Origin of the sequence: Marinobacter mobilis, from assembly GCF_900106945.1 — a bacterium.
GTDB lineage: Bacteria > Pseudomonadota > Gammaproteobacteria > Pseudomonadales > Oleiphilaceae > Marinobacter > Marinobacter mobilis.
Window position 1 is genome coordinate 462,776 of the sequence record NZ_FNNE01000001.1, and the last position, 13,552, is coordinate 476,327.

The 13,552-nt window shown below is 60.6% G+C and carries 10 protein-coding genes; 7 read left to right on the plus strand and 3 right to left on the minus strand.

Features of this window, described 5'->3' with window-relative positions; genetic code table 11:
- Nucleotides 1-36: 36 nt before the first annotated feature.
- On the plus strand, nt 37-1,032 hold the full coding sequence (gene ubiU / locus BLV11_RS02135; protein ID WP_091811280.1) for a ubiquinone anaerobic biosynthesis protein UbiU: 996 nt from the start codon (nt 37-39) through the stop codon (nt 1,030-1,032).
- Nucleotides 1,033-1,045: 13 nt separating this feature from the next.
- Nucleotides 1,046-1,987, plus strand: coding sequence for a U32 family peptidase (locus BLV11_RS02140; RefSeq protein WP_091811281.1), 942 nt, complete (start codon nt 1,046-1,048; stop codon nt 1,985-1,987).
- Here the strand turns inward: BLV11_RS02140 and ubiT are convergent.
- From ubiT to BLV11_RS02155, 3 genes are all read right to left on the minus strand, one after another.
- Nucleotides 1,984-2,481 (minus strand): ubiquinone anaerobic biosynthesis accessory factor UbiT, encoded by a 498-nt coding sequence (gene ubiT, locus BLV11_RS02145; protein WP_091811282.1) that lies wholly within the window; start codon nt 2,479-2,481, stop codon nt 1,984-1,986. The genes BLV11_RS02140 and ubiT overlap by 4 nt on opposite strands.
- Nucleotides 2,482-2,581: 100 nt before the next feature.
- A complete protein-coding gene (narL, locus tag BLV11_RS02150; protein WP_091811283.1) occupies nt 2,582-3,244 on the minus strand; it encodes a two-component system response regulator NarL in 663 nt (220 codons plus the stop codon).
- Nucleotides 3,245-3,258: 14 nt separating this feature from the next.
- Nucleotides 3,259-5,145 carry a histidine kinase gene (locus BLV11_RS02155; protein ID WP_245725878.1) on the minus strand — a complete coding sequence of 629 codons (1,887 nt, stop codon included), beginning with the start codon at nt 5,143-5,145 and terminating at the stop codon, nt 3,259-3,261.
- 173 nt (nt 5,146-5,318) lie between these two features.
- Here BLV11_RS02155 and BLV11_RS02160 point away from each other — a divergent pair, with 173 nt between their 5' ends.
- The 5 genes from BLV11_RS02160 to narI all read left to right on the plus strand — a co-directional run bounded on the left by BLV11_RS02160 (nt 5,319) and on the right by narI (nt 13,505).
- A complete protein-coding gene (locus BLV11_RS02160) occupies nt 5,319-6,578 on the plus strand; it encodes an MFS transporter (RefSeq protein WP_091811284.1) in 1,260 nt (419 codons plus the stop codon).
- Nucleotides 6,579-6,756: 178 nt separating this feature from the next.
- Nucleotides 6,757-10,500: a nitrate reductase subunit alpha gene (locus BLV11_RS02165; RefSeq protein WP_091811285.1), complete on the plus strand. Its 3,744-nt coding sequence runs from the start codon at nt 6,757-6,759 to the stop codon at nt 10,498-10,500.
- On the plus strand, nt 10,497-12,056 hold the full coding sequence (gene narH, locus BLV11_RS02170; RefSeq protein ID WP_091811286.1) for a nitrate reductase subunit beta: 1,560 nt from the start codon (nt 10,497-10,499) through the stop codon (nt 12,054-12,056). Before BLV11_RS02165 ends, narH begins: the two co-directional genes overlap by 4 nt.
- Nucleotides 12,057-12,067: 11 nt before the next feature.
- The gene (gene narJ, locus BLV11_RS02175) at nt 12,068-12,808 is read left to right on the plus strand and encodes a nitrate reductase molybdenum cofactor assembly chaperone (protein WP_091811287.1); all 741 of its coding nucleotides are present in this window, start codon (nt 12,068-12,070) and stop codon (nt 12,806-12,808) included.
- A 19-nt stretch (nt 12,809-12,827) separates the two neighbouring features.
- Nucleotides 12,828-13,505, plus strand: a complete 678-nt coding sequence (narI, locus tag BLV11_RS02180) for a respiratory nitrate reductase subunit gamma (protein ID WP_091811288.1) — start codon at nt 12,828-12,830, stop codon at nt 13,503-13,505.
- Nucleotides 13,506-13,552 lie beyond the last annotated feature (47 nt).

The following is a 13,552-nucleotide window of genomic DNA, read 5'->3' on the forward strand; positions in this document are numbered from 1 at the left end:
GGCTAGTCTCTGCGTTCATAGCAGAGGAGGGATGACATGGAACTGGTATGTCCAGCCGGAACCCTGCCCGCACTGAAAGCCGCCGTCGACAATGGGGCCAATGCGGTGTACTTCGGTTTCCGGGACAGCACCAACGCACGGCAGTTTGCCGGCCTCAACTTTAATGACCAGCGCGCATCGGAAGGCATCGACTATGCCCACCGCCATGGCTGCCGCGTGTTTTGCGCCATCAATACCTACCCCCAGCCCCAGGGTTGGCAACAGTGGACATCTGCCGTGGATCGGGCTGCCGATCTCGGCGTGGATGCGGTTATCCTCGCCGACATGGGGTTGCTGGATTACGCGGCCCGCCGTCACCCGGATCTGCCCCGCCATCTGTCGGTTCAGGGGTCGGCCACCAGTTATGAGGCCCTGGCCTTTTACAAGGAAAACTTCGGAATCCGCCGTGCGGTACTGCCACGGGTACTGTCCCTGGATCAGGTCCGCAATGTGGCCCGTCAGAGTCCTGTGGAGCTGGAGGTATTTGCCTTTGGCAGCCTGTGCATCATGGCCGAGGGGCGCTGCTATCTGTCGTCCTACCTGACTGACGAGTCTCCCAATACCCGGGGTGCCTGCTCACCGGCCAAAGCCGTGCGCTGGCAGGAAACGCCCCAGGGCCTGGAATCCCGGCTGAATGATGTGCTGATTGACCGCTACGGTCCGGGGGAGGCCGCCGGATATCCCACCTTGTGCAAAGGCCGGTTCGAGGTGGAAGGCAGTGTCTACCACGCGATCGAGGAGCCAGTCAGCCTGAACACCCTGGACTTGCTGCCGGAGCTGGCGGCGCTGGGTATTCGTGCGGTCAAAATAGAAGGGCGCCAACGCAGCCCCGCCTATATTGCCCAGGTGGCAGGCACCTGGCGTCAGGCATTGGATGCGTTGGCGAGCCGGGGCGAGTCCTTCACCGTGAATGCGGCTTGGCAGGACACCCTGGCCAGCGTCTCGGAAGGTGGTCTGACCACTTTGGGAGCCTACCATCGCAAGTGGAAATAAACGGGAGCGGAGCATGTTGAAACTGTCCCTGGGGCCAATCCTCTGGTTCTGGTCCAAACAGACGGTCTATGACTTTTATGGTCAGGCGGCTGAGTGGCCGGTGGAGACCATATACCTTGGCGAGGCTGTGTGTGCCCGTCGCCGTGAACTGAAGGCGGAGGACTGGTTTGCCCTGGCCCGGGATCTCAAGGCCTGTGGCAAGGACGTGGTCCTGTCAACGCAGACCCTGATTGAATCGGAGGCAGACTTGCGCCGTCTGCGGCGAATCTGCGAGCAGCATGATTTTCCGGTCGAGGTCAACGACCAGAGTGCACTGCAGGTCGCTATTCGCCGGGAGCTTCCGTTTATTACCGGGCCCTCGATGAATATCTACAACGTGGCCACCCTGGCTGTGCTCGCAAAGCAGGGGTTGCGGGGTTGGAACCTGCCGGTAGAGCTGGGGCGGGACTCCCTTGCTCAGCTGATCCGAGGCCTTCGGGACGAAGGCCTGGCGCTGGACACTGAGGTGTTTGGCTGGGGCTTCCTGCCGCTGGCCTGGTCATCCCGCTGTTTTACCGCCCGCCATTACAACTTGCCGAAAGACAACTGCGAATTCCGCTGCCTGCAGCACCCGGAGGGTCTGCAACTGCGATCCCGGGAATCCCGCGAGTTGTTCCGTCTCAACGGTATTTCCACTCTGTCCGGTGCCCGCTATGACCTGATGCGTCAGGTGCCGGATATGGCGGACATGGGGGTGACCACGGTTCGCCTGAGTCCGGAACGTCAGGGCATGGCCGAGGTGGTAGAGCGCTTCGACCAGATTCGGCGGGGCATTGCGCCGGCGGCGGATCCCCTGCAACTGGTGGAAGCGCCGCCCTGTAACGGTTACTGGTATGGCCAGCCGGGTATGGCGCTGGTGCCCGGCAATGGAGACGCTCAGACAACGGGGTTTCAGGGAGGGTGCGGGCCCGCCTAGATCCGGTGGAGGAAGATCTGGGGCAGCCTGATGCGCCATTCCAGGCTGTCCAGCAGGTTTTTCAGGGCGAGCCCGAGTTCGGTGTCGCCCTCAATCACCAGACGGCGATGGAAGAACAGCTGATCCGGGTCCAGACGGCGTTCCGCCAGAGTTTTGAACGCACTTAACGAGCCCCTGATGGTGGCTTCGCCAGGACCATCAAGGATCCTGAGCCGCCCGGCCCACAGGCCGAAAGTCACGCCAGGCTGGCCACCGTTGATTTCCAGCCGGATGCGCCGGCCTTCAAACATCTCGAACTCGCCATCCGCCAGGGCCTGGGCAAACAGCCGGTTGAGCGGCGCTTCCGCCAGCAGCTGTTTCAGAGGAATGGGAATATGCTGGTCGATGGTCCGCAGCAGGGGAGCCGGTGCTGGCAGGCTGTCCCGGAGTACCGCCAGGGACTGGCTTAACAGCGGCGGCAGGCTTGGGAAGGCTGGCAGCGTGGGATGGCTCATGGTGTGCTCCGGACGATGAATGTCTGCAGCAGGGTACGAAAAACCCGGAGGCCGAGCCTTGATATAACTCAGCCGGTCTCTGGCTCAGTCCGGGGTTACGTCACTGACGGTGCAGCCCCTCTTCAACGGCCCATACCGCAACTTCAACTCGGGAGCGCAGTTTGAGCTTCTTCAGCAGGTGTTTGACATGCACCTTCACGGTGCCGTCGCTGATGTCCAGCTTGCGGCCAATCATCTTGTTGGAGAGGCCGTCGGCAATCAGGATGAGAATGTCTTTTTCCCTGGGCGTCAGGCTGTTGTAATCGGCTTTTTCGGTTTCCGGTTTCTGGTCTCGCAACGCTTGTGCCAGCAACGCCGTCAGCCGGTCGCTGATGGTCATGCGTCCGAGCGCCGCCTGGCGGAGCTGGGGCACCAGATCATCCGGCTCCATGTCCTTGAGCAGGTATCCGTCGGCGCCGGCACGGAGCGCGGCGACCACGTCGTCTTCATGGTCGGAGACGGTGAAGATCACCACCCGTGAGCCGACATTCTCGGCGCGCAGACGTTTCAGGGTTTCGATACCGTTGATTTCCGGCATGTTGAGATCAAGCAGAATCAGGTCCGGTTCGAGGGCAAGAGCCTTCTCAATGCCTTCAAGGGCGTTGCTGGCCTCGCCAACGACCTCCATATCATTTTCCAGTTCCACCAGCTGTCTGATGCCCCGGCGAAGCAGTGGGTGGTCGTCAATCAGCAGTATGCTGGCCTGGCTGTCCATATCTGACATGAGCGTCCTCGTTGTTACGATGCTTGTTGTTCGGTGTTTGTCCGGGTCGGGATCAGGTGCCGGCTCTGGGGAACAAAGGTCAGCGAGACTTCGACACCGCCGCTGGCAAGGTTGTTGATGCGGATCTTGCCGCCCAGGGTCCGTGCCCGGTCCTGCATGATGATCAGACCATAATGTTGGGGTGGCTGGTCGCCGTCAGGCAGTCCGACGCCATTGTCCCTGATCGCGACGCTGACCCTCGGGGAATCGAACTGGACGGCTACGTCCACCCGAGTCGCCCTGGCGTGTTTGACCGTGTTGGCCAACGCTTCGCGGACAATCTGCAGCACATGAATTTCTTCGTTGGCCGACAGAGTGCGCGGCGGCAGGTGGTAGTCGAGGTTAATCGGAGCTTCAAGGCGCTGGCTGAATTCCCCGATGGTCTCTCGCAACGCGGTACCCAGGTCCGGCGTATCCAGCTTGAGGCGAAAGGTGGTGAGCAGTTCCCGTAGCTGGCGGTAGGCGCTGTTAAGCCCGGTGCTCAGCTCATTGAGGATGTCCTCATGGAGGGCCTGATTGTCGCTGGTCAGTTCAACCCGGCGCAGGCGGGTCACCTGCATTTTGAGATACGACAGTGACTGGGCCAGTGAATCGTGCAGCTCCCGGGCGATGACTGCGCGCTCCTCAGCCAGGGTCAGTTGCTGCTGCTCGGTCATCTGGTTTTGCAGGAAAATGGCGGTGGCGAGCTGATCGCACAGGGTTTCCAGCAGGCGCCGAGACGTACTCGGCAGCCCCCGGCTTTTGCGATACCACACTTCCAGAGTGCCGAGCAGGGCATTGGCGGTCTGGATGGGCAGCAGCAGGCGACCGCCGTCCTGGCTGGTTGGCAGGCTTTCATAGGCCTTGGTGTCCACCAGGCAGGCGTTACAGTCATGGTCTTTGCAGTAATAGGGCCGTTCGAGGGTAGCGGTAGTCACGGCCTCGACCATTTCCGGGGCATTGCGATCGTGCAGGTAGAGCCGGATGGGGCCAATGTTGAGCAGTTCTTCCAGGCTCTGCAGCAGCGGAATAGCGCCGCCGCACAGGTCGTTGTTGGCGTAGAGGGAGCGACTGGCCTTGTGCAGCAGCTCAAGGGCGGCGTGACTTTTCTCGAGTTCCCGGGTTTTCTCGCTGGCTTCACTTTCCAGACTGCTGTAACTCACCGCCAGCGCGCTGGTCATCTGGTCGAAGGCCTTGCCGAGCCGGCTCAGTTCGTCCCGCCCCTCCAGCCCAGCCCGCTGATCAAAATCCTTGCGGCCTACCGCATAGGCGACATCGAGCAACCGGCCCAGGGGCTTCACCACCCGGTTCTTGATATCAATCATCATCAGGAAAATCACCAGCGCGGCAAATACGAAGCTGATGGTCTGGACCAGATTCATTAACCGTACTCGGGCCTCGGTGCGATCTTCCAGCTGTGTGACCAGGGTTTCAATGCTGGCCACCAGACGGCTGATTTCCGCTCGTAAACGGTTGGCACTCTGGGTGTCGGGTGGGGCCATCAGGGCCGGGCGAATGCTCTGCTGCCAGGACTCCGTGATCAGGTGATGTTGCTGTGCCAGCGGGTGATCGTCTGAATCTGGCAGGGCATCCACCAGGGCGTTGTGGCTAAGCCGTTCGCTGAAGTCGTCGATCCGGTGCTGGCGTTGTGATTCTGCCTGGCTGCCGGGGGTGTGCTGTTCCTCCAGCCAGTCGCTGAGCAGGACATAGCTTTGCATGCGCAGGGAGCCGGCGAGGTTGATGGCGGTGGCACTTCCCTGGATGCTCGCCGAAATTGCCAAAGAGATGACAATGTTGACAAGAGCAACGATGCTGATCGACGCGACGACCGCACCCACCCGGTGTACCAGTGAATTGCCCAGCATGGTGTTCCGCTTTTCCATCTTTACCTGAGGGGGTCCTGAGTGAGCCATGATAATGCAACGAGTGGCATTTTCTGCATACCCCCTCGGAGGTAGGCCGCTACCCCTGAAGGTACATCCCCCAAAGACCTTTTGCCGTGTTCCGCTTCAAACTATCAAAATAGCAGGGCATTCTGGTTCTGGATACGTGAAGCATGATTCCGCATCGTGGCCCGACGGTCGACCAGACCTCACTGACCATCGTTCTGCCCCTCACCCTGGCAGCGTTCTTCGTTGCATTTGCCTGCTGGACACTGTTTGCCGTGATCGGCGTTGATCTGCAAAGAATCTTCCAGTTGAGCAACACCCGTTACGCCCTGTTGATCGCAATGCCGGTACTGGCAGGCGGATTGCTGTCATTTCCCTTGGGACTGATGACTCAGCGCTTTGGCGGGCGGCGGGTGATTCTCGCTTGTCTGGTTGGGCTGGTGGTGGCGCTGGCACTTCTGAGCTGGGTGACCTCCTATACGGGGTTCCTGCTGGCTGGGGCCGGGTTGGGCATGGCCGGCGGGTTGTTCAGTGCCGGTTTGCATTATCTGGTGTCTTACCTCCCACCGGGCCGGGCTGGCTTGGTGTTCGGGGTGTTTGGCGTTGGGCTCGGCGGTGCCGGGTTTTCCTATCTGATTGTGCCAGCGGTGAGGGAAGCCTATTCCTGGGAGCTGGCGCCGCTGGCGTACCTGCTGGTGATTGTTCTGATAATCCTGCTGTTACTGGTGCTGACCGACCCGGAACCCCGGCCGTCGCAATCGCCGCAGCCTTCCCGCAGTGACGCAACGGCACAGCTGTGGATTACGCCCATGGCCTGCCGTTTCTCGCTTTATTTCGGATTCCTGTTCGGTGGCGTGGTGGCGCTGATGCTCTGGCTGCCGGGCTATCTGTCGGCGGTGTTTTCGCTGTCGCTGGATGACGGCGCCCGCTGGTCCCTGCTGTTTGCCCTTCCCATGGTGCTGTCTCAGGTGCCTGGGGGGATGGGGGCTGATCGTTTTGGTTCGGTGCTGGTGTTACGGATCGCGTTGTTCTCGGCGCTGGTGCTGCTGTTTCTGCTGTCGTATCCGGATACCACCATGACGATTCATGGTGTCACGAGGGATATCCCGCTGCACCTGGCCCCGTCGCTGAGCGTGAGTGTGGTGTTGCTGGTGTTGCTGAGTGCCGCCATGGGGACCGGAATTGGCGCTGTGATGCGGCTGTTGTTTGAGCAGTTCCCAAAACACCTTGGCGGTGTTGGCGGAATGATGCTGGCCAGCGGCTGTATCTCGGCCTTTGCCCTGCCAATGATGTTTGGTATGGCCAATGACCTCGTTGGCATCCGCAGCTCAGTGTTCATGCTGTTGTTTGCCCTGTGCGGGATGACGGTGCTGACGCTGGAGTCCGCGCACTATCGGCATTATCGCCCTCTCGACCGGGCGCTCTGAGGCCGGTCTTTCCCAAAGGTCTGACACCCCGCCTACCCCTATCGGGATAGAACCCGGGTCTCTCGGGGTAACCACGCAGATTTCAGCGTCAGGCTCTCTCACAATGGAACCAAATGGAACTGGCGACAATGGTGTCGTCGGCACCAGCAGTCCGACCCGCAGTGTCTGGAGAGAGACCATGAGTCACTTGATCGATAAGCTGAATTATTTCAGGAAGAAGCGCGAGCCGTTTGCCGATGATCACGGCGAAACCCACGACGTCAGTCGGGACTGGGAAGACGGTTACCGCAAGCGTTGGCAGCATGACAAAATCGTGCGTTCCACCCACGGTGTGAACTGCACTGGCTCCTGCAGCTGGAAGATATACGTCAAGAACGGTCTGGTGACCTGGGAAACCCAGCAGACCGACTACCCCCGTACCCGTCCGGACCTGCCGAACCATGAGCCCCGGGGTTGCCCCCGCGGTGCCAGTTATTCCTGGTACATGTACAGCGCCAACCGTCTGAAGTACCCACTGGCCCGTAAACACCTGCTCAAGCTGTGGCGTGCGGCGAAGGCCGAGCACAGCGACCCGGTCACCGCCTGGATCTCCATCGTGGAGGATCCCGCCAAGAGCGCGGAATACAAGACCCGCCGGGGCATGGGCGGTTTTGTCCGCTCCAGTTGGGACGAGCTCAATGAGCTGATCGCTGCCGCCAACGTGTATACCGCCAGGAAATTCGGACCGGACCGGATCATCGGGTTCTCCCCGATCCCGGCCATGTCGATGGTGTCCTACGCCGCCGGTAGCCGTTACCTGTCGATGATCGGTGGCGTCTGCATGAGCTTCTATGACTGGTACTGCGATCTGCCGCCGGCTTCACCGCAAACCTGGGGGGAGCAGACCGATGTGCCGGAGTCCGCTGACTGGTACAACTCGGGCTACATCATTGCCTGGGGCTCGAACGTGCCGCAGACCCGTACCCCGGATGCCCACTTCTTCACCGAGGTGCGCTACAAGGGCACCAAGACCGTGGCCATCACGCCGGACTACGCGGAAGTCTCCAAGTTGTCCGATGAATGGCTCAACCCCAAGCAGGGGACCGACGCTGCCCTGGGCATGGCCATGGGTCACGTCATCCTGAAAGAGTTCCACATCGATAACCCGAGCCCGTACTTCACCGACTATGTCCGACGCTACACCGACATGCCTTACCTGGTGATGCTCGATAAAGCCGAGGATGGCCGCTACGTTCCGGGCCGTTTCCTCCGTGCCAGCGACCTGGTGGATGGCCTGGGAGAGGACAACAATCCCGAGTGGAAGACCATCGCGATCAGTGAAGACAGCGACGATCTGATTGCTCCCAACGGCTCCATAGGTTACCGCTGGGGTGAGAAGGGCAAGTGGAACCTGAAACAGACCGCTGCCAGCAAGGACGTCAAACTGCGGCTGTCTCTGGTAGAGCACCACGACGATGTGGTGGATGTGGCCTTTCCGTACTTCGGCGGTATTGAGCACGAGCATTTCAATCACGTCAAAATCAGCGACACTCTGACCCACAAGCTGGGCAGCCGTACGGTGAGCCTGGCCAATGGCGAACAGGCTCGGGTGGTCACGGTGTTCGACCTGATGGTGGCCAACTACGGCATCAGCCGTGGTCTCGGCGATGACGACGGTGCGAGTGGCTATGATGAGGTCAAGCCCTACACTCCGGCCTGGCAGGAGCAAATCACCGGGGTACCCGCCGAAAAAGTCATTCGCATTGCTCGCGAGTTCGCCGACAACGCCGACAAGACCCGCGGCAAATCCATGGTGATCGTTGGTGCCGGTATGAACCACTGGTACCACATGGACATGAACTACCGTGGTCTGATCAACATGCTGATCCTCTGTGGCTGCATCGGCCAGAGCGGTGGCGGCTGGGCCCACTATGTTGGCCAGGAGAAGCTGCGCCCGCAGACCGGCTGGCAGCCGCTGGCGTTCGGTCTCGACTGGCAGCGCCCGCCCCGGCACATGAACTCCACCTCGTTCTTCTACGCGCATTCCGGCCAGTGGCGTTACGAAAAGGTGGGGGTGGATGAGATCCTGTCACCGCTGGCGGACAAGTCGAAATTCTCCGGTAGCCTGATCGACTACAACGTTCGCGCTGAGCGCATGGGCTGGCTGCCATCGGCGCCCCAGCTAAACCGTAACCCGCTGACCATCGCCGCTGAGGCAGAGCGCGCCGGCATGGCAGTACCGGACTACGTTGCTCAATCCCTCAAGGACGGCAGCCTGGCGTTTGCCAGCGAAGACCCCGACGGCGAGCAGAACCATCCCCGCAACCTGTTCGTCTGGCGCTCCAACCTTCTGGGCTCCTCCGGCAAGGGCCACGAGTACATGCTCAAGTACTTGCTGGGCACCACCAATGGCTTGCAGGGCAAGGACCTGGGCCAGGAAGGGGGCGCCAAGCCACAGGAGGTCAAATGGCACGATGAGGCCAAGCAGGGCAAGCTCGATCTGCTGGTGACCCTGGATTTCCGCATGTCCACCACCTGCCTGTACTCCGACATAGTGCTGCCGACGGCCACCTGGTATGAGAAGAACGACCTCAATACCTCGGACATGCACCCGTTCATTCACCCGCTCACTGCGGCGACCGATCCGGCCTGGGAGGCCCGCAGCGACTGGGAAATCTACAAGGGCATCGCAAAGGCCTTCTCCAAGGCGGCCGAAGGCCACCTTGGTGTGGAAAAGGACGTGGTCACCCTGCCGCTGTTGCATGACGCGCCAGCGGAGCTGGGCCAGCCATTCGATGTGAAAGACTGGAAGAAAGGCGAGTGCGAGCTGATTCCAGGCAAGACGGCGCCGAACTTCATCACCGTGGAGCGGGACTACCCCAACACCTACGCCCGTTTCACCTCCCTCGGCCCGCTGATGGAAAAACTGGGTAATGGCGGCAAGGGCATCAGCTGGAACACCCAGAAGGAAGTGGATTTCCTCGGCGATCTCAACCATCGCCACAGCGAAGGTGCCAACGCCGGTCTGGCCAAAATTGAATCGGCCATTGATGCCGCTGAGGTGATCCTCTCACTGGCGCCAGAAACCAACGGTCAGGTGGCGGTCAAGGCCTGGAAGGCACTGTCTGATATCACCGGTCTGGATCACACCCATCTGGCCACCAATAAGGAAGAGGAAAAAATCCGCTTCCGCGACATCGTGGCGCAACCGCGCAAGATCATCTCCAGCCCGACCTGGTCTGGTCTGGAAGATGAACACGTGTCGTACAACGCCGGTTACACCAACGTCCACGAGCTGATTCCCTGGCGCACCCTCACCGGACGTCAGCAGTTCTACCAGGATCACGAATGGATGCGGGCGTTTGGTGAGAGCCTGCTGGTGTACCGTCCTCCCATCAACACCAAGGCGGCGGCCCCGATGATGGGCAAGCACTCCAATGGCAATCCGGAGAAGGCGCTGAACTGGATCACACCGCACCAGAAGTGGGGTATTCACAGTACCTACAGCGACAACCTGCTGATGTTGACCCTGTCCCGCGGTGGTCCGATTGTCTGGCTCAGTGAAGACGATGCCCGTGACATTGGTGTTGAAGACAACGACTGGATTGAGCTGTTCAACAGCAACGGTGCCATCGCGGCCCGGGCCGTGGTGAGCCAGCGGGTAATGCCCGGCATGGTGATGATGTACCACGCCCAGGAGCGGATCGTGAATGTCCCCGGCTCCGAGGTCACGGGTACTCGTGGCGGTATCCATAACTCGGTCACCCGGGTGTGCCCGAAACCGACCCACATGATCGGTGGTTATGCCCAGTATTCGTACGGCTTCAACTACTACGGCACGGTCGGATCCAACCGCGACGAGTTCGTGGTCGTGCGCAAGATGCACCGGGTGGACTGGCTCGATGGCGAAGGCAACGATGATGTACAGGAGGCAGTGAAATGAAGATCCGTTCCCAAGTTGGCATGGTGCTGAACCTCGACAAGTGCATCGGTTGTCACACCTGCTCGGTCACCTGCAAGAACGTCTGGACGAGCCGTGAAGGCATGGAGTATGCCTGGTTCAACAACGTCGAAACCAAGCCCGGCATCGGGTACCCCAAGGAATGGGAAAATCAGGATAAGTGGAAAGGCGGCTGGCTGCGAGACAGCAACGGCCGTATCCGCCCCCGTATCGGCGGCAAGTTCCGGGTGTTGGCAAACATCTTTGCCAACCCTGACCTGCCCCAGATCGACGACTATTACGAGCCGTTTGATTTCGATTACCAGCATCTGCACACCGCCGGTGACAGCAAGCATCAGCCGGTTGCCCGACCCCGTTCGCTGATTTCCGGCGAGCGCATGAAAAAAGTGGAGTGGGGCCCGAACTGGGAGGAAATCCTCGGTACTGAGTTCGCCAAGCGCCGCAAGGACAAGAACTTCGATCAGGTCCAGGCCGACATCTATGGCCAGTTCGAGAACACCTTCATGATGTACCTGCCGCGACTGTGCGAGCACTGTCTCAACCCGGCCTGTGTGGCCAGCTGCCCCAGTGGCGCCATATACAAGCGGGAGGAGGACGGCATCGTCCTGATCGACCAGGACAAGTGCCGGGGCTGGCGGATGTGTGTGTCGGGCTGTCCGTACAAGAAGATCTACTTCAACTGGAAAACCGGCAAATCCGAGAAGTGCATTTTCTGCTACCCGCGCATTGAGGCCGGCATGCCCACCGTGTGCTCCGAGACCTGCGTTGGTCGTATCCGTTATCTGGGCGTGCTGCTCTACGACGCTGACCGTATCGAGGAAGTGGCCAGCGCCCCTGGTGAGCAGGACCTGTACGAGAAGCAGCTGGAGATCTTCCTCGATCCGTTCGATCCCAAAGTGATCGAGCAGGCGAAGTTAGATGGCATTCCGGACAACGTCATCCAGGCTGCCCAGCAGAGCCCGGTCTACAAGATGGCCGTGGACTGGAAGCTGGCGCTGCCGCTGCACCCGGAATACCGCACCCTGCCCATGGTCTGGTACGTGCCGCCACTGTCGCCGATCCAGTCTGCGGCGGAAGCTGGCAAAGTCGAGTTCGAGGGCATACTGCCGAAGATCGAAAGCTTGCGGATACCGGTGAAGTATCTGGCCAATCTGCTCACCGCTGGTGATGAAAAACCGGTGGTCACCGCCCTGAAACGCATCCTCGCCATGCGCCTCTACAAACGGGCGGAAACGGTCGAAGGCAGGGAAGACCTGCGACCTCTGGAGGAGGCCGGGTTGAGTAAGGCCCAGGCCGATGAGATGTACCGCTACCTGGCCATTGCCAACTACGAGGACCGCTTTGTGATTCCGACCAGTCACCGTGAATTGGCCCGTGAGGCCTTCCCTGAACGGAATGGCTGTGGCTTCAGCTTCGGCGATGGCTGTCAGGGTGGCGACAGCGAGTTCAGCCTGTTTGGTGGCAAAAAACAGACCACCACCATGGTGCAGCAGCTGACCACCGTGAAACAGGTTGACCCACGCCAGCTTCAGGACTGAGGAGAATCAGTATGAACCTATTGCGAGTGATTGCCCGGCTGCTGGATTACCCCACGGCCGGTCTGCAGGCGGCCCGGGATGAGCTGACCTCAGCGGTCCTGGAGGACGGCTTACTGAAGACACACCAGAAGCAGGCACTGCTGAGTTGTATCGAGGGGCTGTGTGGCGGTGACCTGATGGATCTTCAGGAAGCCTACGTGGAAACCTTTGACCGTGGACGGGCCCTGTCGTTGCTGTTGTTCGAGCATGTCCATGGGGAATCCCGCGACCGTGGCCAGGCCATGGTGGATTTGCTGGCCCAGTACGAGGCCGCAGGTCTGGAACTGGATGCCCGGGAATTGCCGGACTACCTGCCGCTGTTTCTGGAATTCCTGTCCACCCGTCCGGTTACGGATATCCAGAGCTGGCTGGAAGACATCCACCACATCCTGGGATTGCTGGCGGAGCGGCTGTACCAGCGTGAAAGCCAGTACCACCTGCTGTTTGATGCCCTGCTGCAAGTAGCCGGTCGCGAGCCGGACCGGCAGGAACTGGCGGCGCTGGTGGCCGCCGAGGCCCGGGACGACACGCCCGAAGCCCTGGACCGGGTGTGGGAGGAGGAAATGGTGAAATTTGTGGATGACCAGGGCAGTTCCTGCGGGGATCAGGGCGCGGTCGGCCAGCGCCGCCGTGAACTGGAGCAGGTCCAGACCATCCATCTCAGTGACCAACTGCTGTCCGGTGCCCAGGTGGCGCGGACAGGGCAAGCCTGACGGCAGAGGAGGGAATTCGATGTCTTATCTCAATACACTGGTTTTCGGGATTTACCCCTACATCGCCCTGGCCGTGCTCTTCATCGGCAGCTGGGTGCGTTATGACCATGGCCAGTTCACCTGGAAGGCGGGCTCCAGCCAGATGCTGCGCAAGAAGAACATGGCGCTGGCCAGCGGTCTGTTCCATGCAGGCATATTGGTGGTGTTCTTCGGGCATTTTGTTGGCCTGCTGACGCCGCATTGGGTCTATGAACCGTTCATCACCCCCGGCCAGAAGCAGGTGATGGCCATCGTGGTAGGGGGCATTGCCGGCGCGGCCTGTCTGGTCGGCGCGCTGATGCTGATGATCCGGCGCTTCACGGACCCACGGGTGCGGGCGAGCAGCTCCGGTGCTGACAACATGATCATCGTGCTGTTGACCGCCCAGGTGGCTCTGGGGCTGATGACCATTTACCCGACCCTGGGGCACCTGGACGGCGGCACCATGCTCAAGTTCTCGGCCTGGGCGCAGGGCATCCTGACCTTCCAGGGTGGCGCGGCGGCTTACATCGCCGATGTGCACTGGATCTACAAACTGCACATTTTCCTGGGCCTGACCATCTTTGTGGTGTTCCCGTTCACTCGCCTGGTTCACATGTTCAGTGCGCCGCTGGAGTATCTGACCCGGCGCTACCAGATTGTGCGCAAACGGGCGTAATCCGCAGCCAGTGGGGGCAGGCCTGAACCCTGTCCCCACGACATCAG